At 69.9% G+C, this 22,124-nt stretch carries 22 protein-coding genes and 1 tRNA gene; 4 read left to right on the plus strand and 19 right to left on the minus strand.

Annotation, left to right across the window (positions count from 1 at the left end; all coding sequences use genetic code 11):
- Positions 1-18 precede the first annotated feature (18 nt).
- From Q0D75_RS09345 to Q0D75_RS09365, 5 genes are all read right to left on the minus strand, one after another.
- Positions 19-915 (minus strand): carbohydrate ABC transporter permease, encoded by an 897-nt coding sequence (locus tag Q0D75_RS09345; RefSeq protein WP_291052246.1) that lies wholly within the window; start codon positions 913-915, stop codon positions 19-21.
- Positions 915-1,865 carry a sugar ABC transporter permease gene (locus Q0D75_RS09350; protein ID WP_291052249.1) on the minus strand — a complete coding sequence of 317 codons (951 nt, stop codon included), beginning with the start codon at positions 1,863-1,865 and terminating at the stop codon, positions 915-917. The genes Q0D75_RS09345 and Q0D75_RS09350 overlap by 1 nt, the downstream gene beginning before the upstream one ends.
- A gap of 88 nt (positions 1,866-1,953) precedes the next feature.
- Positions 1,954-3,225: an ABC transporter substrate-binding protein gene (locus tag Q0D75_RS09355; RefSeq protein WP_291052252.1), complete on the minus strand. Its 1,272-nt coding sequence runs from the start codon at positions 3,223-3,225 to the stop codon at positions 1,954-1,956.
- Between the two features lie 186 nt (positions 3,226-3,411).
- Complete coding sequence (locus Q0D75_RS09360) at positions 3,412-4,428, minus strand: LacI family DNA-binding transcriptional regulator (RefSeq protein WP_291052255.1); 1,017 nt, start codon at positions 4,426-4,428, stop codon at positions 3,412-3,414.
- A gap of 63 nt (positions 4,429-4,491) precedes the next feature.
- Entirely contained in the window at positions 4,492-4,662 is a 171-nt protein-coding gene (locus Q0D75_RS09365) for a hypothetical protein (protein ID WP_291052257.1), read from the minus strand.
- Between the two features lie 145 nt (positions 4,663-4,807).
- Here Q0D75_RS09365 and Q0D75_RS09370 point away from each other — a divergent pair, with 145 nt between their 5' ends.
- A complete protein-coding gene (locus Q0D75_RS09370; protein ID WP_291052260.1) occupies positions 4,808-5,614 on the plus strand; it encodes an alpha/beta fold hydrolase in 807 nt (268 codons plus the stop codon).
- Here the strand turns inward: Q0D75_RS09370 and ftsY are convergent.
- The 5 genes from ftsY to Q0D75_RS09395 form a co-directional block, all read right to left on the minus strand.
- On the minus strand, positions 5,611-6,486 hold the full coding sequence (gene ftsY / locus Q0D75_RS09375) for a signal recognition particle-docking protein FtsY (protein ID WP_291052264.1): 876 nt from the start codon (positions 6,484-6,486) through the stop codon (positions 5,611-5,613). The two genes, Q0D75_RS09370 and ftsY, sit on opposite strands and share 4 nt — an antisense overlap.
- A 5-nt stretch (positions 6,487-6,491) precedes the next feature.
- A complete protein-coding gene (locus Q0D75_RS09380) occupies positions 6,492-6,764 on the minus strand; it encodes a mycoredoxin (RefSeq protein WP_291052266.1) in 273 nt (90 codons plus the stop codon).
- 28 nt (positions 6,765-6,792) lie between these two features.
- Positions 6,793-7,770, minus strand: coding sequence for a ribose-phosphate diphosphokinase (locus tag Q0D75_RS09385; protein WP_291052269.1), 978 nt, complete (start codon positions 7,768-7,770; stop codon positions 6,793-6,795).
- Positions 7,771-9,234 (minus strand): bifunctional UDP-N-acetylglucosamine diphosphorylase/glucosamine-1-phosphate N-acetyltransferase GlmU, encoded by a 1,464-nt coding sequence (gene glmU / locus Q0D75_RS09390; RefSeq protein WP_291052272.1) that lies wholly within the window; start codon positions 9,232-9,234, stop codon positions 7,771-7,773.
- 137 nt (positions 9,235-9,371) lie between these two features.
- A tRNA-Gln gene (locus Q0D75_RS09395) sits at positions 9,372-9,443 on the minus strand.
- Between the two features lie 64 nt (positions 9,444-9,507).
- Between Q0D75_RS09395 and Q0D75_RS09400 the strand changes: the two genes are divergently transcribed.
- Positions 9,508-10,008, plus strand: coding sequence for a MarR family transcriptional regulator (locus Q0D75_RS09400; protein WP_291052274.1), 501 nt, complete (start codon positions 9,508-9,510; stop codon positions 10,006-10,008).
- Between the two features lie 8 nt (positions 10,009-10,016).
- Here Q0D75_RS09400 and Q0D75_RS09405 read toward each other — a convergent pair whose 3' ends face one another.
- Entirely contained in the window at positions 10,017-11,882 is a 1,866-nt protein-coding gene (locus Q0D75_RS09405; protein WP_291052275.1) for an ABC-F family ATP-binding cassette domain-containing protein, read from the minus strand.
- Positions 11,883-12,032: 150 nt separating this feature from the next.
- On the opposite strand from Q0D75_RS09405, the gene Q0D75_RS09410 reads away from it, so the two are divergent.
- On the plus strand, positions 12,033-12,956 hold the full coding sequence (locus tag Q0D75_RS09410) for a spermine synthase (RefSeq protein ID WP_291052280.1): 924 nt from the start codon (positions 12,033-12,035) through the stop codon (positions 12,954-12,956).
- 4 nt (positions 12,957-12,960) lie between these two features.
- Here Q0D75_RS09410 and Q0D75_RS09415 read toward each other — a convergent pair whose 3' ends face one another.
- Positions 12,961-13,590, minus strand: a complete 630-nt coding sequence (locus Q0D75_RS09415) for a Pr6Pr family membrane protein (RefSeq protein WP_291052283.1) — start codon at positions 13,588-13,590, stop codon at positions 12,961-12,963.
- A 79-nt stretch (positions 13,591-13,669) separates the two neighbouring features.
- On the opposite strand from Q0D75_RS09415, the gene Q0D75_RS09420 reads away from it, so the two are divergent.
- A complete protein-coding gene (locus Q0D75_RS09420; RefSeq protein ID WP_291052286.1) occupies positions 13,670-14,218 on the plus strand; it encodes an adenine phosphoribosyltransferase in 549 nt (182 codons plus the stop codon).
- Between the two features lie 18 nt (positions 14,219-14,236).
- Here the strand turns inward: Q0D75_RS09420 and Q0D75_RS09425 are convergent, their stop codons facing one another.
- From Q0D75_RS09425 to Q0D75_RS09455, 7 genes are all read right to left on the minus strand, one after another.
- Positions 14,237-15,172, minus strand: a complete 936-nt coding sequence (locus Q0D75_RS09425; protein WP_291052289.1) for a 4-(cytidine 5'-diphospho)-2-C-methyl-D-erythritol kinase — start codon at positions 15,170-15,172, stop codon at positions 14,237-14,239.
- A gap of 88 nt (positions 15,173-15,260) precedes the next feature.
- Entirely contained in the window at positions 15,261-16,241 is a 981-nt protein-coding gene (locus tag Q0D75_RS09430) for a nucleoside hydrolase (RefSeq protein ID WP_291052292.1), read from the minus strand.
- Between the two features lie 74 nt (positions 16,242-16,315).
- On the minus strand, positions 16,316-17,215 hold the full coding sequence (locus Q0D75_RS09435; protein WP_291052296.1) for an ABC transporter permease: 900 nt from the start codon (positions 17,213-17,215) through the stop codon (positions 16,316-16,318).
- Positions 17,215-18,321: a hypothetical protein gene (locus Q0D75_RS09440; protein ID WP_291052299.1), complete on the minus strand. Its 1,107-nt coding sequence runs from the start codon at positions 18,319-18,321 to the stop codon at positions 17,215-17,217. Before Q0D75_RS09440 ends, Q0D75_RS09435 begins: the two co-directional genes overlap by 1 nt.
- On the minus strand, positions 18,318-19,919 hold the full coding sequence (locus Q0D75_RS09445; protein ID WP_291052302.1) for an ABC transporter ATP-binding protein: 1,602 nt from the start codon (positions 19,917-19,919) through the stop codon (positions 18,318-18,320). Before Q0D75_RS09445 ends, Q0D75_RS09440 begins: the two co-directional genes overlap by 4 nt.
- A 7-nt stretch (positions 19,920-19,926) precedes the next feature.
- Positions 19,927-20,982 (minus strand): BMP family ABC transporter substrate-binding protein, encoded by a 1,056-nt coding sequence (locus Q0D75_RS09450; protein WP_291052305.1) that lies wholly within the window; start codon positions 20,980-20,982, stop codon positions 19,927-19,929.
- Between the two features lie 254 nt (positions 20,983-21,236).
- Positions 21,237-22,037 carry an alpha/beta hydrolase gene (locus Q0D75_RS09455; protein WP_291052309.1) on the minus strand — a complete coding sequence of 267 codons (801 nt, stop codon included), beginning with the start codon at positions 22,035-22,037 and terminating at the stop codon, positions 21,237-21,239.
- Positions 22,038-22,124: the final 87 nt, after the last annotated feature.

The following is a 22,124-nucleotide window of genomic DNA, read 5'->3' on the forward strand; positions in this document are numbered from 1 at the left end:
TCTCGAGATCCGGCCGGCCTATTTCAGTCCCGTGCTGGCGACGCTCTCGATGAAGCGCTTCTGCACGAAGAGGAACATCACGGCCAGGGGCACCACGGCGATCAGCGAACCCGCCATCATCACGCCGTAGGGCACGATGCCGCTCGGGCCGGTGAGAAGCGTCAGCCCCGAGGTGATGGTGCCCATCTCCTGCTGGGTGGTGAACACCAGCGGCCAGAGCAGGTCGTTCCAGTTGTTGACGAAGGTGTAGATGCCGAGCGTCAGCAGGGCCGGCACCGCGTTCGGCAGCACGATGCTGCGGAAGATGCGGAACTCGCTCGCCCCGTCGATGCGCGCGGCGTTGTCGAGGTCGCGCGGCAGGGAGAGGAAGACCTGGCGCAGGAAGAAGATACCGAAGGCATCCGCCGCCCTCGGGATGATCAGGCCCCAGAAGGTGTTCACCCAGCCGAGGTCGGCCACCAGCTGGTAGATCGGGATGAGGGTGGCCTGGAACGGGATCATCAGGCTCGCGACGATCACGATCAGCAGCACGCGACTGCCCCGGAAGTCGATCCGCGCCAGCACGTAGGCGGCGAGCGAGTCGAACACCAGGGCGCACAGCGTGACGCCTCCCGCGAACACGAAGCTGTTCAGGATCAGCCGGCCGAACGGGAGCTCGGTGAAGATGCGGGTGAAGTTGTCCAGCGTCCAGTCGCCCGGCACCAGCGAGGGCGGGAAGGCGTTGACCTCGGCCACCGGTTTGAAGGCGGTGAACACGATGATGATGATCGGCAGCAGCACCAGCAGGGCGACGGCGAGCATCGCCGCGAAGAAGAGCCACGGTCCGATCCGGCGCAGCGGGGCACTGCGCTTCGCCAAGGGGCGGGCGGCGGCCGCCTCCGGCCGACGGGGCGGTCGTTCGGTGAGAGCGGTCATCAGCCCACATCCTTCTCGCGTCGGCCGGTGACGAAGAACTGCACCAGGCTGAGGATGAGCGTCGCGATCAGCAGCACGTACGACAGTGCCGACGCGAAGCCGAGGTCGAGGTCTTTGAAGCCGGACTGGTAGATCTGCATCACCACGGTCTGTGTGCTCTTGTAGGGGCCACCGCCGGTCATCACGTAGATCTGGTCGAAGGCCTGCAGCGCGGCGATGGTGGCGATGATCAGCACGAAGCCGGTCGTGTTGCCGAGCAGCGGCATCGTGACGTTGCGGAAGCGCGACCAGGGCCCGGCGCCGTCCATCTTCGCGGCCTCGTAGAGGCTGCCCGGGATCTCTTGCAGCCCGGCCAGGAAGACGATCATGTAGAAGGCGAAGTTCTTCCACACCGCCACGAGCACCACGGTGGGCATCGCCAGCACCGGGTCTTGCAGCACGTTGCCGATGCGGATGCCGAAGCCCTGCAGCCAGTAGTTGAGCAGGCCCACCTGCGGGTCGAGCAGGTACTGCCAGGCGAACGCCGCCACGGCGAGCGACACGATGAACGGCAGGAACAGCCAGGTGCGGAAGACACCGCGGAAGGGCAGGTACGGGCTGTTCAGCGCGAGGGCGAGCGCCAGGGCCAGGACGACGGCGAGCGGCGTGAACATCACCGTGTAGAGCACCGTGTTGCCCATCGCCCGCAGGATGTCGGGGTCGGTGAACACCTCGGTGTAGTTCTCGAGGCCGATGAACTTCTCACGGCCGAAACCGCTGGCATCGGTGAACGACAGGCGGAGCGCCGACAGCATCGGCCAGAACACGAACAGGGTGAGGATGGCGAGGGCCGGCAGCAGGAAACCGGCGATCGTCAGCCGGCGCTTGGCCTGGCCGCCGATCGGTCCGCGGCCGCCGAGCTGGCCCGGGGGGCGGTAGCGGCGGGGCGGCCGGGTGGCGTGAGTGGTCATCTCGGGTCCTTCGCGTGGGGGCTCTGGTCGGGCAGCGGATGCGCGGGGCCGGGCGGGCTGGGCGGGCCGGCCCCGCGCATCCGTGGGGCTACTGCTCGTCGAGCGTGCTCTGGATGGCCGCCTGGGCGTCGCCGAGCAGGCTCGGCACGTCGCCGCCGGCGAGGGCCTTCTGCGTCGCCACGTCCATCTCGGCGAGCACGTCGGAGCTGTTCACCACTCCGGGCAGCAGCGCGCGGCTGGTTCCCGCGATCTCGGTGAGCGCGGCGACCGTGGGGTTGTCGGCCACGTCGGAGGCGGGGATGTCGGTGCGCAGCGGCGGCCAGCCCGAGCCGAGCGACCACGCGGTGGCCACTTCGGGCTCGAAGAAGTAGGAGAAGAACTCCTTCGCCGCGGCGGCCTTCGCGTCGTCGGCCTGCGCCGTGATGCCCATCGAGACGCCGATCGCCGAGGCGGCCTGCTGCTTCGGGCCGGCGGGGATCGCCGCGATGCCGTAGTCGATGGCGTTGTCTTTCGCGATCGAGGCCATCCACGGGCCGCCGATGGTCATCGCGACCTTGCCCGAGCTGAACAGCTCGTCGGCCTTCACCCCGTCGACACCGGTGGGCGAGATCTTGTCGTCGATGACGGCCTTGCTCCAGTACTCGAGCGTCTCGGCGTTCTCGGGCGAGTCGATCACGGCCGTGGTGCCGTCTTCGACGACGTCGCCGCCGTTGCCGTAGAACAGGCTCGGCCAGACGCCGTTGGCCACGGTGGCGTGGTCGGGCAGCACCATGCCGTACTGCTCGGGGGTGCCGTCGCCGTTCTGGTCTACCGTGAGCTTCTTGGCATCCGCCACCCACTCGTCCCAGGTGGTGGGGAACTCGGTGATGCCGGCGGCGGCGAACAGCGCCTTGTTGTAGAAGACCGAGAGCGGCACGAAGCCGGTGGGCACGCCGTAGGGGGTGCCGTCGACGGTCTCCATCGCGACCGCCTGCGGGTTGAGCTCGCTCGTGTTGCTCGCGTCGTCGGCGTAGAAGTCGGTGAGGTCGGCGAAGGCGCCCTTAGAGGCGTACACGGGCAGGCGCTCGGCCGGCATCGCCACGATGTCGGGGCCCTGATCGGCCGAGAGGGCGGTGAGCAGGGTGTCGTCGATGACGGCCCAGGTCTTGACCTCGGTCTCGATCTTCACGTCGTCGTGCGCCGCGTTGAAGTCGTCGACGATGCCCTCGAGCACATCGCCGTCGGCCTCGGTGTAGCCGTGCCAGAAGGTGAGGGTGACCGGGTCGCCGGAGGTCGATGCGGAATCGCTGCCGGACGAGCAGGCGGCGAGGCCGAGTGAGGCGACCGCCAGCACGGCGGCCGCCGTGAGGAGCTTTTTCATGAGGAGCCTTTCTGCCGGGTGACTGCTGTGTCGGCCGGCGCGACGTCTTCGTCTGTTCAGGGACTGCTGTTCGGGACTGCGCTGCGGGTGCGCTTTACAACGTTGTAAGTAAACGTTGTAGAAGTAATGTAACCCTGCCTTCGGGCAGTGTCAACCTGGTTCGATCACGGGGTCGTCAGCACACCGTCAGGCCCGTGCGGGCGCCGATTCCCGGGGCACGACCGAGAAGTCGATCAGCACCTCCTGCGGCGCGGAGGGCCGGGCCTGCTCCCGGATGCGCTGCACCAGCAGCGAGACCGCACGCTCGGCGATCTGCTCGCGCCCGGGATCGATCGTGCTCAGGCTGGGCACGGTGTACTGCGCCTCGTCGATGTTGTCGAAGCCCATCACCGCCACGTCGTCGGGCACCCGCATGCCCTTCTCCTGCAGCACCCGCAGGGCGCCGAGCGTCAGGGCGTCGTTCAGGCCGAACACGGCGTCGAACTGCACGCCGCCGTCGATCAGCTCGCGCATCGAGGCGGCACCGTTCGCGCGGTGCCAGAGCGTGGTGTGACTCACGAGCGCGGGGTCGTACGGGATGCCGGCGGCCTGGAGGGCATCCCGGTAGCCGCGCAGGCGCAGCGCCGCCGAGCCGACGACCTCGCCCTCGTGGGCGCCGATCACCGCGATGCGGCGACGCCCCGAATCGATCAGGAACCGCGTCGCGGCCTGCGCGGCCTCGACATTGCGCATGGTGACGTGATCGACGGGGCCGCCGAAGATCCGCTCGCCGAGCAGCACCATCGGGAAATCGACCTCGAGAAGGCCCACATCGTCTTGGCTCATGCCGAGCGGGCTGAAGATGAGGCCGTCGGTGAGGCGCATCCGCGGGCTGGAGAGCACCGCGATCTCCCGATCGCGATCGGCACCGGTCTGCTCGATCAGCACGACCACGCCCTGCTTCTCTGCGTTGGCGATCACGGCATCCGCGAGCTCGGCGAAATAGCTCAGGCTGAGCTCGGGCAGCACGAGGCCTATCACGCCACTACGGCCACTGCGCAGGCTTCGCGCCGAGAGATTCGGCTGGTAACCGAGCTCGTCGATCGCGGCCTGCACCTTCTGGCGCGTCTCGGGCCGGATGTGCGGGTAGTCGTTGACCACGTTCGACACGGTCTTGATCGAGACCCCGGCGAGGTTGGCCACGTCGTGCAGCGTCGCAGCCATCTGAACCCCTTTGCCCTCACAGTGGTCCCCCTAGACTACAACGTTGTACTGCACCGCCCGGCGTCAGGAGCGCGTCGGATCCAGCTCGATACCGACCGGCTCGGCCGGCCGCACCGCCCACACCGCCTCGGGTCGCGAGGGCAGGCGGCGGTAGCCGTCGCGTACCAGGTCGAGCACCGCGCCGACGATGCCGATGAGGGCGGCGGTCGCGAGAAGAGCGAGAAAGAAGATCATGGGCGCACCTCCGTGCTGCGGATTGGTTGCGAGGCGAGGATCCACCTCATCGGGCATGAGGTGATTGGTTGTACTCTGCACGCCGATTGGATATGCCTCAAGAGGCCAATAAATGAGCTCTGGCTGCGGCGGTATTCTTTTGGGGATGGACTACGCCACGAACCCCGCCGACGGCTCCCGGATCGCCTACCGCAGCACCGGCCAGGGCACACCGATCGTGCTGCTGCACGGCACCGCCCTCTCCCAGGCCATCTGGCGTGGCTTCGGCTACCTCAGCGCCCTGGGCCGCACGCACCGGGTCATCACACTCGACCTGCGCGGCCACGGCCGGAGTGACAAGCCGCACGCATCGACCTCGTACGGCATCGACCTCTTCGTCGGCGACGTGATCGCGGTGCTCGACGCGCTGGACGTGCCCGCCGCTCACGTCGTGGGCTACTCGCTCGGAGCGCGCGTCGCCCTCGCGGTGGCGGCCTCGCATCCGGATCGCGTGATCAGCCTCTCCAGCGTCGCGGGCGCGCCCGGTACGGGCCTCGGCGTGTTCGACCGGGTGTTCTTCGACGGCGCGATCGCAGCGCTCGAGCTCGGCGGAATGGCAGGGTTTCTTCAGGCGTGGGAGCGCGCATCCGGTCACCCCGTCGACTCCGCCACACGGATGGCGTTTGACGCGAACGACGCCGCCGCCCTGGCCGCCTACATGCGCGAGGCGGAGCGCCTGCCCCGCGTGACGGATGCCGAACTCGCCGCCCTGCCCATGCCCGTGCTGCTGCTGGCCGGCACGCGCGACCGGGAGCGGCTCACGGCGATGGAGCACCTCCGCGCGCAGCTGCCCCAGGCCGAATGGCACGTTCTCGACGGAGCGACCCACGCCGACACCCCGCGCCACCCGCAGACCCTGCCGTTGCTGGAGGCCTTCGTCGACCGGGTCGACGAAGGCCGGGCTTTCGCCTAACCCACCAGGTTCTGCGCGAACACGTGCGGCGTGAAGCCCGTCAAGTCGTTGATGCCCTCGCCCTGGCCGACGAGTTTGATCGGGATGCCGGTCTTCTCCTGCACCGCGAGCACGAAGCCAGCCTTGGCCGAGCCGTCGAGCTTGGTGATGACGAGGCCGGTCACGCCGGCGTGCTGGATGAAGGCATCCGCCTGGGCGAGTCCGTTCTGCCCGGTCGTCGCATCCAGCACCAGCAGCACCTCGGCCACCGGGGCCTGCTTCTCGATGACGCGGCGGATCTTGCCCAGCTCGTCCATCAGACCGCCCTTGGTCTGCAGGCGGCCGGCGGTGTCGATGATGACGATCTCGGTGCCGGTGTTCTTGGCCATCTCGATGGTCTGGAACGCCACCGACGCGGGATCCTGCCCCTCGTGCTGCGGGCGCACGATCGCCGCGCCCGCGCGCTCGGCCCAGGTGGCCAGCTGCTCGACGGCGGCGGCACGGAAGGTGTCGGCCGCACCCACGACGACCGTGCGATTGTAGGTCTTGAGGAAGCGCGCGAACTTGCCGATCGTCGTGGTCTTGCCGACGCCGTTCACGCCGACGACCAGCACCACGGCCGGCCGCTCGGTGAGTTTCAGCGTGGGGTCGTACGCGGCGAGGCGCTCTTCGATCGACTCGCGCAGCATCCGCTGCAGGTCTTTCGGGTCGGTGGTGTTGTAGCGCTGCACCTTGGCGCGCAGGTCGTCGACCACGGCCTCGGTGACGGTGGGCCCGAAGTCGGCCTTCAGCAGGGCGTCTTCGAGGTCTTCCCAGGTCTCGGCGTCGATCGTGCGCTTCGCGAACATGCCGCGGAGAGCGCCCGAGAGCGACCAGGGGGTGCGATCGGCCACGAGCCTCAGCCGATGCGCTCGGCGACTTCGCGCGCCGAGGGGTTGGTGGCCGTGGAGCCGTCGGGGAAGATGAGCGTCGGCACGGTCTGGTTGCCGCCGTTGACCGAGGCCACCAGCTCGGCCGTGCCCTCGACCTCTTCGATGTTCACCTCGGTGTAGGCGATGCCCTGCGCGTCGAGCTGCTTCTTCAGCCGCGCGCAGTATCCGCACCAGCTCGTGGAGAACATGGTGACGGCGCCCGCTTCGGGCGTGAAGGTGTCGATCGACGCAGTGCTCATGTGGCTTAGTTTAAGCCCGAAACGATCCCTACGCGTCGCCGTCGAACATCGTGGTGACCGAGCCGTCGGAGAACACCTCGTGGATCGCGCGGGCGATCAGCGGGGCGATCGGCAGCACGGTGAGGCGATCCCAGTGCTTCTCCGGCGGCAGCGGCAGGGTGTCGGTGACGACGACCGAGTCGATGAAGTCGGACTGCAGGATCTCGGTGGCCGGGTCGGAGAACACGGCGTGCGTGGCCGCGACCACGACACCCGTGGCGCCGTTGGCCTTGAGCGCCTCGGCAGCGGCGACGATCGTGCGGCCGGTGTCGATCAGGTCGTCGACCAGCAGGCAGACGCGGCCGTTCACGTCGCCGACGATCTCGTGCACGCTCACCTGGTTGGGCACCCGCGGGTCGCGGCGCTTGTGGATGATGGCCAGCGGTACGCCGAGCTTGTCGCTCCAGATGTCGGCCACGCGCACGCGGCCCATGTCGGGGCTGACGACGGTGAGCGTGGCGGGGTCCAGCGACTTGCGCATGTGCTCGAGCAGCACCGGCATGGCGAAGAGGTGGTCGACCGGGCCGTCGAAGAAGCCCTGGATCTGCGCGGCGTGCAGGTCGACCGACATGATGCGGTCGGCGCCGGCGGCCTTGAACAGGTCGGCAACCAGGCGGGCCGAGATGGGCTCGCGGCCGCGGCCCTTCTTGTCCTGCCGGGCGTAGGGGTAGAACGGGGCGACCACGGTGATCCGCTTGGCACTGGCGCGCTTGAGGGCATCGACCATGATCAGCTGTTCCATCAGCCACTCGTTGATGGGAGCGGTGTGCGACTGGATGACGAACACGTCGCTGCCGCGCACGCTCTCGCCGTAGCGGATGTAGAGCTCGCCGTTCGCGAAGGTGCGGGCCTCGGTCTCGACGAGTTCTGTGCCGAGCTCGGCCGCGATGTCCTCCGCCAGCTTCAGATGCGCTCGCCCTGAGACGACGACGAGGCTCTTCTCACCGCTGGCCTTGATTCCGGACACCTATTCTCCGATCTCGTCCGGCGCCTGCGCCGAGTGCTGTGCGGACTGCTCCGCCTGGGCCGCCTGCGCCGCCGCCGATCCGGGCCGATTCTGCTCGACCCAGCCGGCCATGTTCCGCTGGGGAGCCACGTTGATCGCGAGAGCACCAGCGGGAACGTCTTTGCGGACGACCGTTCCGGCACCCGTGTAGGCGCCGTCACCAATCCTAACGGGGGCGACGAACACGTTGTGCGATCCGGTGCGCACGTGCGACCCCACAACCGTGCGGTGCTTGTTCACGCCGTCGTAGTTCGCGGTGATCGTGCCGGCGCCCACGTTCGAGCCCTGGCCGACCTCGGTGTCGCCGATGTAGCTGAGGTGCGGCACCTTGCTGCCGGGGCCGATGTGCGAGTTCTTCGTCTCGACGAAGGTGCCGATCTTGCCGTCGGCGTCCAGCACGGTGTTGGGCCGCAGGTAGGCGAACGGGCCCACGGATGCTCCGACGCCGATCACGCTGAGGGTCGCGTCGGTGCGCTTCACGACCGCATCCTCGCCCACCTCGCAGTCCACCAGAGTGGTGTCGGGACCGACCGTGGCTCCGCGCGCGATGCTGGTGGCGCCCTTGATCTGGGTGCCGGGGAGGATCGTCACGTCTTCGGCGAGGCTCGACTTGAGGTCGATCCAGGTGGTGGCGGGGTCGACGACGGTGACGCCGTTCAGCTGCCAGCCGCGCACGATCAGCGCGTTGAGCTTGAGGGCCGCCGCCGAGAGCTGGGCGCGGTCGTTGACACCGGAGACGAGCCACGGCTCGGCCACGGTGACGGCGGCCACGTCGGATCCGGCGCGGCGCAACAGGCCGATCACGTCGGTGAGGTACTTCTCGCCCTGGGCGTTCTCGGTGGTGACGCGAGCCAGCTGGTCGCGCAGCTCGTGCACGCCGAACACGTAGACGCCCGCGTTGATCTCGTGCAGGGCCCGCTCGGAGTCGGTGGCGTCTTTGTGCTCCACGATGCGGTCGAGCATCCCGTCGGCCGTGCGCACGATGCGGCCGTAGCCCGTGGCATCCTCGAGCTCGGCGCTCAGCAGCGTGGCGGAGGCGGCGGTGGCCCGGTGCTCGGCGATGAGACCGCGCAGGGTGTCGGCATCCAGCAGGGGGACGTCGCCGGAGACGACGAGCACGTCGCCGTCGAAGTCGTCGGGGAGGCCGGCGACGGCCTGCTCGACGGCGCGGCCGGTGCCCGGCAGGTCGTCCTGATCGACAATGATGCTCGACGGGAAGTGGTCTTCGATCACCTCGACCACGCGGTCGCGCTCGTGCCGCACCACGCTCACGGTGTAGGCGGCATCCAGTTCGCCGGCCGTGGCGAGCACGTGGCCGATCAGCGGAACGCCCGCGATCTCGTGCAGCAGCTTGGGGGTGGAGGACTTCATCCGGGTGCCCTGGCCTGCGGCCAGGACGATGATCGCGAGCTTCTGGTCAGTCATGAGGTCCTCTTCTCGTCCTTCAAGGTCGTGCGCGAGCTGTCCGGCCCTCGGATCTTTTGGTTTCCGCCGCCTTGGGCGCAGCCCACCGAAGGCCGAAACCAAAAGATCCGAGGGCCGGACAGCGACCCACAAGACCGCTCCGCCTCCAGGGTTCGAACCTAGACCTAACAGCTCCAAAGGCTGTCGTGCTGCCATTACACCAAGGCGGATCGCCGGGATGGCTCCCGGCGCAATAGTCCAGTCTGCCAGAGGTTCGGGCACGATAATGGAGGGATGAACGTCAGGGACTCCCGCGACACCGTCGACGAGATCGTCGACGCCTGGGCGCGCGAGCATCCGTCGCTCGACTTCTCGCCGCTGAAGGTTCTGTCGCGGGTCTCCCGCCTCGCGAAGCAGCTCGAGAAGACGCGTCGGGCCTCCTTCGCCACGGCCGAACTGGAGCCCTGGGAGTTCGACGTGCTGGCCGCGCTGCGCCGCGCGGGAGCGCCGCACGAGCTGAGCCCGAAGGCACTGCTGGAGCAGACGTACGTCTCCAGCGGCACCATGACCAACCGCATCGACGGCATGGTGCGCCGCGATCTCGTGCAGCGCCGCACCGACCCGAACGACGGCCGCGGTGTGCTCGTGTCGATGACGGCCTCCGGTCGCGACCGCGTCGACGCCGCGATCTCGCACCTCGTCCAGGCCGAGGCCGAGCTGCTCTCCGGCCTCTCCCGAGCCGACCAGGAGCGCCTCGCGGCCCTCCTCCGCCGCCTCAGCATCGAAATGGCCTGACGGGCCGGTCAGTCGAGGAGTTCGGAGAGCTCCAGCCAGCGGGTCTCGTACTCGGCGATCTGGGTCTCGAGGGTCTGCAGCTCGGTCGTGAGAGCACCGAGGCCGACGTAGTCGGACTGGTCGAACTCGGCGATGCGGTGGTGCAGGGTGTCGATCTGGCCGGTGAGCTTGTTGATGCGGCGCTCGAGCGAGGAGCGCTCCTTCTCGGCGGCGCGCAGCTCGGCTCCGGCGAGCGCGGGCTTGCCGGCTCCGGATGCTGCGGCAGCGCCGGTTCCGGATGCTCCGCCCGCGGCATCCGACCCCGCCGGCGGCAGACTCGACGAGGTACCACCGGGGCCGCGGTCGCGGGCCCGGGCATCCGCCGACCCCGCCCCCTGCTTGCGCAGCGTGAGGTACTGCTCGAGACCGCCGGGCAGGTGCCGGAAGCGGTGGTCGAGCACGGCGTACTGTTGGTCGGTGACCCGCTCCAGCAGGTACCGGTCGTGCGAGACGACCAGCAGCGTGCCGGGGAAGGAGTCGAGCAGGTCTTCCAGCGCCGCGAGCATGTCGGTGTCGAGGTCGTTGGTGGGCTCGTCGAGGATGAGCACGTTCGGCTCGTCGAGCAGGATCAGCAGCAGCTGCAGGCGGCGCTTCTGCCCACCGGAGAGGTCTTTCACCGGGGTCATCAGCTGCGCGCTGGTGAAGCCGAGACGCTCGAGCAGCTGACCCGGGGTCAGCTCCTTGCCGCCCGCCACGTACGAGGTGCGGTAGCGGCCGATGACCTCGCTGACGCGGTCGTTCTGCACGTCCTCGAGCTCGGCGAGCTGCTGCGTGAGCGTGGCGATCTTCACGGTCTTGCCGTGCTTCACGCGACCCGTGGTGGGCTGCACGGCGCCCGTGACGAGACCGAGCAGGGTCGACTTACCGGCGCCGTTGACGCCCAGGATGCCGGTGCGCTCGCCGGGCGCGATGCGCCACTCCACGCCCTCGAGCACGAGCTTGTCGCCGAACGAGACCGAGACGTCGAGGATGTCGACGACATCCTTTCCGAGCCGCGCCGTCGCCATCTGGGTGAGCGAGACCGTGTCACGGATGGGCGGCTCGTCGGCGATCAGCTCTTCGGCGGCCGCGATGCGGAACTTGGGCTTCGCGGTGCGGGCCGGAGCGCCGCGGCGAAGCCACGCCAGCTCCTTCTTCATCAGGTTCTGGCGCTTGGACTCCATCACGTTCGCCATCCGGTCGCGCTCGACGCGTTGCAGGATGTAGGCCGCGTATCCGCCCTCGAAGGGCTCGATGATGCGGTCGTGCACCTCCCAGGTGTCGGTGGAGACCTCGTCGAGGAACCACCGGTCGTGCGTCACGACGGCGAGGCCGCCGGAGCCGGCCGGCCAGCGCTTCTTCAGGTGCTGCGCGAGCCAGGCGATGCCTTCCACGTCGAGGTGGTTGGTGGGCTCGTCGAGGAAGATGACGTCCCAGTCGCCGACCAGCAGGGCCGCGAGCGCCACGCGGCGGCGCTGACCGCCCGAGAGGGTGCCGATGACGGCGTTCCAGTCGACGTCGCCGAGCAGTCCCCCGATGACGTCGCGGATCTTGGCATCGCCGGCCCATTCGTGCTCGTCGAGGTCGCCGACGACGGCCTGGGCGACCGTGAGGGACGAGTCGACCGTGTCGGCCTGGTCGAGCATCCCGAGCGTCACGCCGCGACGGCGGGTGACCCGCCCGGCGTCGGGTTCGATGCGCCCCGAGAGCAACGAGAGCAGGGTCGACTTGCCGTCGCCGTTACGGCCGACGATGCCGATCCGGTCTCCCTCGTCGATGCCGACGGTGACGGAGTCGAAGATGACTCGGGTGGGGTATTCGAGATGGAGCGCCTCAGCGCCCAGAAGATGAGCCACCCGTCGAGAGTACAGGGCGCGGATGGGTGGGCCCCGCGCGCTGACCCGGCATGAGCGCCCCGGACAGCCCCGATCGGCCACGGGTGATTCGGTGGGTGAAGTCGCTGTTTTTACTGAGGTTTTCTCAGGCAGGGTTTTTAGGCTGGTGGAATGGATGATCGTCTCCCGGGTTTCTCGTTCGCCCTCGCTCACCACGGCGCACGCCTCGCCCTCGTCGACGATGCGACGCTCAGCTACGAGCTGCGGGTGGACGGGATACCGCAGTCGCGGGTGTGCCTGACCGATCCGCGTCGCCTCGCCTACCCGTACGTGCGCCAGATCGCGCGGGCCGTGGAGGCCCACGCGCCGGCCGGTCAGCCGCTGCGCTGCCTGCACCTGGGCGCGGGGGCGCTGACGCTGCCGCGCTACCTCGCCGTGAGCCGTCCTGGGTCGGAACAGCTCGTCGTCGAGAAGGAGCGGGAGCTCTGCCGCGCGGTGCTGACGGCGCTCCCGCTGCCGCCCGGCAACCGCATCCGGATGCTGTACGGCGAAGCGCGGCGGGTGCTGGAGCGCACGCAGCGGCGCTCGTTGCTGGCTGCCGGACTCCGGGCTGACGGCACCGGAAGGAGCTCCGTCACCACGAGCGAGAAGCGTGCCGAGCTGGTGGTCGTCGACCTGTGGGAGGCGGCGCGGATCGACGCCCACGTGGCGAGCGCCGAGTTCTACGCCTCGGTCGCGGCGGTCACCGAGCCCGGCGGCCTGGTGGCGGTGAATCTGCTCGACGGCGGCGACTTCGACTACCTGCGCGCCCAGGCCGCCACGGTCGCGGCGGTGTTCGCCCATGTGGCGCTGGTGCTCGACGTGTCACCGCGGCTGCCGGCCCCGCTCGGCAATGCGCTGCTGTTCGCGAGCGACTCCCCCTTGGCGATCACCGCGACCGACGGCGTTCTGCGCGAGGCCGACGCTCCCGATGCCGAAGGCGATCCGTTCGTCTTGCACGGCGACGACCTGCGCGAATGGTGGGGCGATGCCCGCCCGATGACGGATGCGACCGCCACCGACTCCCCCGCGCTGGACGACCCGCGCTTCGCCTGAGAGGCTAGCGCGCGAGGATCTTCGTGCGGCTGAGGGCTATCACCACGCAGGCCATCAGGCCGATGAAGCCGGCGATCGCCACCACATACACGGCCACGGCGCCGTATCCGCCGGGCTGCGCCGGGTTCAGGAACGGGTACGGGTACCAGCCGACGAGCGGCCCGCGGATCATCGTGTAGACCGACCAGGCCAGCGGGAAGGCGATGATCGTCCAGATCGAGGGCCACTTGAGAGCCGACTTGCCGGGCGTGAGGATCCAGACCAGCACGATGTAGATCGGCGCGATCAGGTGCAGCACCTCGTTCGACCACGGCACGGTGCTGCCCTGATCGAGGGGGATGTTTCGCAGCAGCAGGTTGTACACGACGCCCGTGGTCGCCATGTAGGTGACGACCGCCGCGAGCGAGAGGTTGTACCAGGCCGGATCGCGACGACGGGTGAACGAGTAGTAGGCCCCGATCAGCAACGCGACGGCGGCCAGCGCGTTGGAGAGGATGGTGAAGTAGCTGAAGAAGTTCACCAGGAAGTGCGTCACATCCGGAACCAGCGTGATGCTGTGCACCAGCTGCGCCACGATGGCCGCGATGATGACACCGGCGGCGATGATGCGGATGACCCCGAACGCTGTGCGCATGGCGCCACTCTACCGAGGGCGTGCCCTCTCGACCTGCGGCGCGTCGAGAGGCCCCCGCTGCGCTGGCTAGCATGGACGGATGCCCCCCGCACCCGCCGACATCGCCGCCGTCATCCGTTCCGGGATGACCGAGACTCCTGACTTCCCGAGCCCGGGCATCCTGTTCCGGGATCTCTCGGGCCTGTTCGCCGACGCCGATTCGCTGCGCACTGTCGCCGGCGCCTTGCTCGAAGGACCCGAGGCGATCGACGCGGTCGTCGGCGTCGAGGCGCGCGGGTTCGTGCTCGGTGCCGCGGCGGCCGTGGCCGGTGGGCTCGGCATGCTCGCGGTCCGCAAGGCGGGCAAGCTGCCCGGTCGGGTGCTGGCCGAGAGCTACGCGCTGGAATACGGATCGGCGACCCTCGAGGTGCACCCCGACACGATGCCCGCCGGCTCCCGCGTGGTGGTCGTCGACGACGTGCTCGCCACGGGCGGCACCCTCGCCGCCACGCTGCGTCTGATGGCACGCGCCGGCCTGCAGGTGGCCGGCATCGCGGTGGTGATCGAACTCGAAGAACTCGGTGGCCGAGCCGCCCTGGCGGATGCCGGCTTCGCCGCCGTCCCCGTGCGCGCCCTGCTCCCGCTCTGACCTCTCGAGGAAGGCGGATCAGTCGGAGACGACTCGGGCGCCGGCCACGGGGCCGGTGACACGCACCACGTGGTGGCGCGCGGCGCTGAGGGCGATCTGCAGTTCCAGGGCGTTGTCGAGGTCGGCCGTCAGGAAGGCGACCGTGGGGCCGGAGCCGGAGACGAGGCCCGCGAGGGCGCCGTTCGCCTCGCCCGTCTCGAGCACGGTGGCAAGGCCCGGGTGCAGGTGCAGCGACGGGGCCTGAAGGTCGTTGTGCAACGACTCGGCGAGCATGTGGGGGTCGCCGGCTCGGAGGGCCTGCAGCACGTCGGCGTCGACCACCGGCTGCCCCTGTGCCGGGAAGATGTCCTGCGCGTGCCGCTCACGATGGCGGTCCAGCTCCTGATAGACGGCAGGCGTCGAGAGTCCGTGCTCGGGCAGCACGAGCACCCATTGGAAGGTGCCCTTGGCCAGCGCCGGGCTCAGCTGATCGCCGCGGCCCGTCCCGATCGCCGTGCCGCCGGTGAAGGCGAAGGGCACGTCGGCACCGAGCTCGGAGGCCAGGGAGATCAGCTCTTCACGGCCGATCTCGGTGCCCCACAGGGTGTCGCAGGCGAGCAGGGTGGCCGCGGCATCCGCCGATCCGCCGCCCATGCCGCCCGCGATCGGCACGTTCTTCTCGATGCGCAGGTGCACGCCCTCTCGGAATCCCGTGCGGCGCGCCAGCAGCCGGGCCGCACGGATGGCGAGGTTCGAGCCGTCGGTCTCCAGGCCCGAGGTGTCGATGTGACCGCCGAACTCCACCGAGAAGTCGCTCGCCGGCGAGGCGTAGACGTCTTCGTAGAGCGAGACGGCCTGGTAGGCGGTGGCCACGTCGTGGTAGCCGTCGTCCATCACGGCGCCGACCTTGAGGAAGACGTTGATCTTGCCCGGGGCCCGCACGTGCACGGACTTCGTGACGCCCCGACTGCTCATGAAACCAACCTATCCCAAGCGGCGGGATGCCCCGTGCACGGGGGTCGGCGCCCCGGGCCAGGGCATCCGGCACCCGGGGCGGTCGGCGTCAGTGGCCCGACAGCACGCGGATGAAATCGGCCAGGAACGCCTGGCGGTCCACATCCAGCACGACGAGCGTGTCGGGCGCGTCTTCGGTGGGCCAGCTGACGGGCAGCCCTTCCGCGGTCTGCATCAGGTGCGCACGGGTGAAGAAGCCGTCGGTGGTGATGTTAACCGGGCCCGACACCGAGGAGGTGATCCACTCGGGCTGCACGAGCAGCGCGGCGGCGAGGCCGTCGTGGGCGGGCGAGACGCGGCGGCCCCAGGCCACCTGGTAGAAGTCCATGTAGGCCTCGAGGATCTGCGCCGAGAAGGTGCCCCACTCCGTGCCCGCGCGGTGCAACGCCTGCACGGCCTGCTCGTCGACGATCGTGCCGGCCGTGACGTTCACGCCCACCATCACGAGCTGGTTGCGCGGGGCGGCGAACATCCGGGCGGCGGCCACGGAGTCGTTGTGGATGTTGGCGTCGACCATCTGCACGGTGCCGAGCGGCGGGAACGGGCCCGAGCCGCCCATGATGACCACCGAGCGGTAGAGCGTGAGCAGCTCGGGCTCGATCTCGAGCGCGAGGCCGATGTTGGTGAGCGGGCCGACCGGCAGCAGGTCGTAGTAGCCGGGGCGCGAGCGGCCGAGTTCGACCAGCAGTTCAGCCGAGCTGAGCGGCGAGAGGTTCTTCGGCACGATCGGCTCCGACCACAGGTCTCCGAGGCCGTCGTGGCCGTGCACGTGCGAGGCGATCCGCGCCTCGCCCTCGATCGGTCCGGCGGCGCCCTTGGCCACGAGGGTGTCGTCAAGCCCCGCCACCTTCAGCACGCGCGCGATGTTGGTGAGTGCGGCCTCCACCGGGGTGTTGCCGTAGACGCTCGTGATGGCCGAGATCTCGACGTCGTCGCGGCCCGCCAGATAGAGCAGCGCGAGGGCGTCGTCGATGCCCGTGTCGGTGTCGAGCACGATGTGGCGGGTCTCGCGGGGAGCGATGTCGGTCATCGGGTGAGCCTTTCGGAAGGAGCCGGAGATCGGAGAGGTCGGTTACAGGTCTAGCGGATTCGCGACCGTGCGGGTCACGCCACGGTCTGGCGGCGGCGCGCGAAACGCACCCGGGTGAGCACGAGCACGAGCAGCGTGATGGCGTAGGGCGCGGCATCCGTCAGCTGCTGCGGAGCGCCGATGCCCTGCAGCCGGAAGCCGAGCGCCTCGGCCGCGCCGAAGCCGAGGCACGCCAACGGCAGCCACAGCGGGCGGCCCGCCACCAGCATCACGGCGGCCACGGCGATCCAGCCGCGGCCCGCGGTCATGTTCTCGGTGAACACGGTCACGTTGCCGAGGGCCAGCTGCGCTCCGGCGATGCCGCAGAGGGCGCCGGCGGCGATCGTGGTCCAGCTCTGGTAGCTCGCGACGTTCACGCCCAGGCTGGCGGCGGCATCCGGATGCTCGCCCACCCCGCGCAGGCGAAGACCGGCCGGTGTCGTCTTCAGCCACACCCCCACGGCCACGATCACCACGAAGGCGAGCGGCACGAGGGCTGTCTGCCCGGCGAAGACCGGGCCGATCACCGGCACGTCGGCGAGGAACGCCATCTTCGGCAGCCCCTGCAACCCGGTGGGCGAGAACGATCCCGAGACGTCGAACAGCACGCGCAGCAGAAAGCCGGTGAGGCCGATCGCGAGCAGGTTGGTGCCGATGGCGATGATGATCGGATCGGCCTTCCAGCGCGCCGCGCCGATCGCGAGGATGACCGCGAACAGCGCGGTGCTGATGACGGCGGTGAGCACCCCGCCCCAGGCGCTGCCGGTGTAGTAGCTGCCGGCGACCGCGGCGAACGCGCCCCACAGCATCTGGCCCTCGAGGGCGATGTTGAACACGCCCACCTGCGCCGAGATGGCGCCGGCCAGGGCGGCGTAGAGGATGGGCGTGGCCGCGAGCAGCACGGCCGCGATGAAGCCGAGTTCGAAGACGTGCATCAGGCGGAGCTCCGTTCGCTCCGGCGCTGGTCGAGAACTGTGCGCAGGGCCAGCACCACGATCACGACGCCCTGCAGCACGTCGGAGAGCTGACGCGGCACGTCGGCCGAGCGCTCCATCGCGGCGCCGCCGACCTGCAACACGGTGAACAGGATGGCGGTCACCGGGATGAGGGCCGGGCGGCCGCCCGCGAGCAGCGCCGCGGCGAGGCCGGCGAAGGTGTAGCCGGGCGAGATGAGGGCGCCGTCGATGAGGCGGTAGGGCGAGCTCATCACGATGATCGCCCCCACGATGCCGGCCGCGGCACCGGCGGCCACCATGGCGCCGAGGGCGAGGCGGCCGACGCGCACGCCGCCGTAGGCGCCGAAGCGGCGGTTGGCTCCGACCACACGCAGCTCGTAGCCGACCGCGCTGCGGGTGTCGACCAGCCAGAACACCACCATCATCGCGATGATGATCAGCAGACCGACGTTGGAGTAGGAGAGGTCGCCGAGCGCCCACATCCGGGCGCCCTCGGGAAGACGCGGGGTCTGCGCGACGGCCGATCCGCTCTCCCCGATCTGGAACCGCACGAGGTAGGAGCCGACGGCGACCGCCACCGGGGAGAGCAGCAGAGTCGAGATGATGATCGGGATGCCGAAGCGGGTGGCCAGTGGCGCCGAGAGGGCGCCGAACGCACCCGAGACCACGGCGGCGCCGAGCACGGCGAGCGGGATGACGATCGGGCCGGGCAGCGGGGCGTAGCCGGCGATGACCGCGGCGGTGAGGCCGCCGAGCACGAGCTGGCCGTTGCCGCCCAGGTTGAACTCGCCCATCCGGAGCGGGATCGCGGCGGCCAGCGCCATGCCGCAGATGAACCCCCACACCGAGAAGGTGTAGTCGAGCGAGTCGGGGTTGAGGGCTCCGTCGATGACGGCGGCGTAGGCGGTGATGGGGTTGAGGCCGGCGGCCAGGATGATGACGGCGCCGATGAGCAGCGCGAGCACGACCGCGCCGATCGGCACGACAGCCGGATGCCGGAGCGCAGCGCCGAGCAGGCGCGCGGCGCGGTGCCGCGCGGGCGGGGCGTCTGCCGACGGCACGGGAGGGCGTTCGGTGGTACTCATGCGCGGGGCCCTTCGGGATCGAGCACGGGATCGGGAGCGGCGGGGGCGTCGTGGGCGGCCGCACCCGCCATCGCGGCGCCGATGCGGGCCGTGGTGGCCTCGGCGCCGGCGAGCTCGGCGACGATTCGGCCGGCGTACATCACCAGGACGCGGTCGGCGAGCGCGAGCAGCTCGCTGATCTCGTGCGAGACGAGCAGGATGGCGCCGCCGCCGGCGCGGTACTCCAGCAGGCGCCCGTGGATCGACTCGATGGCCCCCACGTCGACGCCCTGCGTGGGCTGCTCGGCGATCAGCACGGGAGCCTCGTGCGAGAGCTCGCGCGCGATGACGACCTTCTGCGCGTTGCCGCCGGAGAGCGAGCCGATCGGCTGCTGCTCGCCCGAGGTGCGCACGTCGTAGTCGCGGATGAGGTCGCGGGCCCGGGAGCGCTCGGCGCGCAGCGACATCCAGCCGCGGCGGATGCCCCGGGTCGCCCCGATCGGAGCACTGCGGTGATGCCCGAGGGTCACGTTCTCGGCCACCGACATCGTGACCGCGCTGCCCTCGCCGCGACGGTCTTCGGGGATGACCGCGAGCCCCAGTGCCCGGCGCTCGCGCACCGGTCGCACCGTCACGTCCTCACCCAGCAGGCGCACCGTGCCGGCCGTCGCCGGGATCGTGCCGAGCACGGCGGCCACCAGCTCGTGCTGGCCGTTGCCCGAGACGCCGGCCACGCCCACGATCTCGCCGCGGCGCACGGTGAGCGACACGGCGTCGATGTGGGTGACTCCCGCACCGGCATCCGTCACCGACAGATCCTCGACCGACAGCGCCACCTCGCCGGGCGTGCCCGATCGGGGGTTCTGCACGACCTCGATCTCGCGCCCGGTCATGGCGTGCACGAGCTGCTCCCCGGTGGCGGAGGCGGTGGCGAACCGCCCCGTCACACGGCCGTCGCGCAGCACGGTCACCTCGTCGCTCACCGCGAGCACTTCGTGGATCTTGTGCGTCACGATCACCACGGTGCTGCCGTCGTCGGCGGCCCGGCGGATGACCGCGAACAGCGAGTCGACCTCGCTCGGCGTCAGCACGGCGGTGGGCTCGTCCAGAATCAGGATGCGGGCCTCGCGGTGCAGTGCCTTCAGGATCTCGACGCGCTGGCGGGCGCCGGCCGAGAGTGTGCCGACCACGGCATCCGGTGACGTCTCGAGACCGTAGCGGTCGCTCAGCTCGCGCACGCGTGCGGCCGCGGCGGCCCGGTCGAGCCGCCCCCGCCGGCGCGGCTCGGCGCCGTAGACGACGTTCTCGGCAACGGTCATCGAGTCGAACAGGCGGAAGTGCTGGTGCACCATCCCGAGCCCGGCGGCGATGGCGTCGAGCGGGCCGGTGAAGCGCACAGTCTTGCCATCGACCCGGATCTCACCCGCATCCGGCTCGAGCAGACCGAAGAGCATCGACATGAGCGTCGACTTGCCGGCCCCGTTCTCGCCCATCACGGCGTGCACGGAGCCGCGGCGCAGCACGAGATCGACGCCGTCGTTGGCCACGACGGCGCCGAATCTCTTGCCGATCCCGATCAGTTCGACCGCGGGAGCGGCGGTGCCGGTTTCAGAGGTCATCTAGAGGTCATCCAGCGGTCAGCGGGTCGGCCACGACGATCTCGCCGGAGATGATCTGGTCGCGCACGGCGGCGACCTTCTCGATCACGTCGGGGTGGTCGGCGATCAGGCACTGCGAGTCGGCCACGCCGTCTTCGAGGCCGGTGAGGCCCACGCCGCCTTCGGCCAGACCGTAGGAGGTGAAGCCGCCGGTCTTGCCGTCGAGGATGTCGCCGACCGAGTTCACCAGGGCCACGTCGACGCGCTTGATGGCGTTGTCGACCACGTTGCCGGGCGACTCGAGGCACTGGTTGGTGTCGACGCCGAAGGCCTTGAAGCCGTTCTCGGCCGCGGCCTCGAACACGCCGGTGTTACCGCCGGACGCGGCCGCCTGCACGTAGTCGGCGCCGCTGTCGGCGAGGATCTGCGCCTGCGCCTTGGCACGCGCCTGGTCACCGAACGGGTTGTCGCCGCCGACGAACTGCGCGGCCGTCTTGACGCCCGGGTCGACGCTCGTGGCGCCGGCGAAGAAGGGGTCGATCCAGCGGTGGATGAAGGGGGTGTCGAGCGCGGCGACGACGCCGACGCTGTTCTTCTCGGTGAGCAGGCCCGCCTCGACACCGGTGAGGTAGGTGGCCTCGTACTCCTTGAAGACGGCGGCCGTGAGGTTCTCGGTGGGGTTCTCGGCCGAGGTGTCGATCAGCAGGAACTGCTGGTCGGGGTTGTCGGCGGCGGCCTCGGTGAACTGGTCGAGCACGCTGAAGCTCACGCCGATGATGATGCTGGGCTTCTCGCGGAGCGCGGCGTCGAAGTTCTGCTGGATGCTGGTGGGGTCTTCGCTCTCGTACACGTCGACGCTGGCGCCGTACTTCTCGCCGGCCTCCTCCGCGCCGTCCTTGGCCAGCTGCAGGAAGTTGTTCGAGCCGATCGGCGTGGGCGTGATCAGGATGATCGAGTTGTCGGAGGCGGCATCGGTGCTGGATGCGTCGCCCGAACCGGTGCCCGAGCTCGAGCAGGCGGCCACGGAGGCCACGAGGCCGGCGGCGATGGCGGCCGCGCCGAGCCGGCGTGCGAATTTCGACATGGGTATCCCCTTATGGAAGCGGTCGGTGCTGTGTGATGACGGGTCGTGCTGCGGATGACGGCCGTGCACGCGGGGTGTGGTCACCTGCGCAGGCCGTGTGTCCAGCCTACGAGACGTGCAGTCCCATTCTTCACACTCGGTCACACTCCGACATATTGGCCGTCGCCGGGCCAGGATGCGCGCGCAGGCGTGCGCGGACTCCCGCGAGCGGGCCAAGCCGAGCGGGCCAGGGCGAGCGGATCAGGCCGAGCGGCTCAGGGCAGCAGGGCGAGCACCTCGGCGAGCACCCGAGCCGGGTCGTCGCGGTGCACGGAGTGACCGGCATCCGGCACCACGGCGTAATCGAACAACGGCTGCCCCGCGCTCAGGCGCTCACCGGCCTCGGCCGTGAACGAGGCACCGCGCACCGGATCGGCGGCGAGGGCCCGCACCCGGACGCCGGCGCTCACGCGCTCGACGGCGTCTTCGAGCTGCCAGTCGGGATTGTCGAGCACGGTGCGCTCGACCACGCGGGGGCTCACCAGGCGCACCGCGTTCACCTTCTGCACGGCGTCTTCGCTGTCCCAGCGCGGGTTCGCCTGCCGCAGGGCATCGGCGTCGAGCTGTCGGAGGTCGGCGAGCAGCTCGGCCAGCAGGGAGTCGTGCTCTCTCTCGGTGACGGTGAGCACCGGATCCAGGAGCAGCAGCGCCCTGCTCCAGCCCGGATGCGATTCGGCGGCCTTCACCGCGACGGCTGCGCCGAGCGAGTGGCCGATCACCAGGTCCCAGGGCCCATCTGCTCCCGGTCCACCGGCTCCGGGCCCACCGGGCCGCAGGGCCGCGACGTCGGCGGCATAGGCCGCCAGGCGATAGCCCTCGGTGCGGGGCGACGCGCCATGGCCACGCAGGTCGGGAGCAGTGACCGAATACCCGGCATCCGCCAGCCCGCTCGCGATACGCCACCAGGTACCGGCGGCCGACGTGAGCCCGTGAAGCAGGAGAACGGATAGGCGGGCGTCCGGGATTCCCCAGCGCAGCGCGGCCAGAGAGACGGGAGCCGGAGATTCTGTGGTCACGCTCGATGGTCGCATGCGCCGGAAGGCATATGCACTCGCGGCACTGCCAGATGACGTCGGATTGCGGACAACCGGTGATGACGCCGA

Source organism: Herbiconiux sp. (genome assembly GCF_023264855.1).
Taxonomy (GTDB): domain Bacteria; phylum Actinomycetota; class Actinomycetes; order Actinomycetales; family Microbacteriaceae; genus Herbiconiux.

Bases quoted from the DNA above. Each gene is read 5' to 3' on its own strand.
- Q0D75_RS09450 (WP_291052305.1), bottom strand. From the start codon at position 20,982: ATGTCGAAATTCGCACGCCGGCTCGGCGCGGCCGCCATCGCCGCCGGC.
- Q0D75_RS09350 (WP_291052249.1), bottom strand. From the start codon at position 1,865: ATGACCACTCACGCCACCCGGCCGCCCCGCCGCTACCGCCCCCCGGGC.
- Q0D75_RS09370 (WP_291052260.1), top strand. From the start codon at position 4,808: ATGGACTACGCCACGAACCCCGCCGACGGCTCCCGGATCGCCTACCGC.
- Q0D75_RS09400 (WP_291052274.1), top strand. From the start codon at position 9,508: ATGAACGTCAGGGACTCCCGCGACACCGTCGACGAGATCGTCGACGCC.
- glmU (WP_291052272.1), bottom strand. From the start codon at position 9,234: ATGACTGACCAGAAGCTCGCGATCATCGTCCTGGCCGCAGGCCAGGGC.
- Q0D75_RS09430 (WP_291052292.1), bottom strand. From the start codon at position 16,241: ATGACCGACATCGCTCCCCGCGAGACCCGCCACATCGTGCTCGACACC.
- Q0D75_RS09425 (WP_291052289.1), bottom strand. From the start codon at position 15,172: ATGAGCAGTCGGGGCGTCACGAAGTCCGTGCACGTGCGGGCCCCGGGC.
- Q0D75_RS09445 (WP_291052302.1), bottom strand. From the start codon at position 19,919: ATGACCTCTGAAACCGGCACCGCCGCTCCCGCGGTCGAACTGATCGGG.
- Q0D75_RS09415 (WP_291052283.1), bottom strand. From the start codon at position 13,590: ATGCGCACAGCGTTCGGGGTCATCCGCATCATCGCCGCCGGTGTCATC.
- Q0D75_RS09380 (WP_291052266.1), bottom strand. From the start codon at position 6,764: ATGAGCACTGCGTCGATCGACACCTTCACGCCCGAAGCGGGCGCCGTC.
- Q0D75_RS09365 (WP_291052257.1), bottom strand. From the start codon at position 4,662: ATGATCTTCTTTCTCGCTCTTCTCGCGACCGCCGCCCTCATCGGCATC.
- Q0D75_RS09435 (WP_291052296.1), bottom strand. From the start codon at position 17,215: ATGCACGTCTTCGAACTCGGCTTCATCGCGGCCGTGCTGCTCGCGGCC.
- Q0D75_RS09355 (WP_291052252.1), bottom strand. From the start codon at position 3,225: ATGAAAAAGCTCCTCACGGCGGCCGCCGTGCTGGCGGTCGCCTCACTC.
- Q0D75_RS09410 (WP_291052280.1), top strand. From the start codon at position 12,033: ATGGATGATCGTCTCCCGGGTTTCTCGTTCGCCCTCGCTCACCACGGC.
- Q0D75_RS09420 (WP_291052286.1), top strand. From the start codon at position 13,670: ATGCCCCCCGCACCCGCCGACATCGCCGCCGTCATCCGTTCCGGGATG.
- Q0D75_RS09440 (WP_291052299.1), bottom strand. From the start codon at position 18,321: ATGAGTACCACCGAACGCCCTCCCGTGCCGTCGGCAGACGCCCCGCCC.
- Q0D75_RS09345 (WP_291052246.1), bottom strand. From the start codon at position 915: ATGACCGCTCTCACCGAACGACCGCCCCGTCGGCCGGAGGCGGCCGCC.
- Q0D75_RS09360 (WP_291052255.1), bottom strand. From the start codon at position 4,428: ATGGCTGCGACGCTGCACGACGTGGCCAACCTCGCCGGGGTCTCGATC.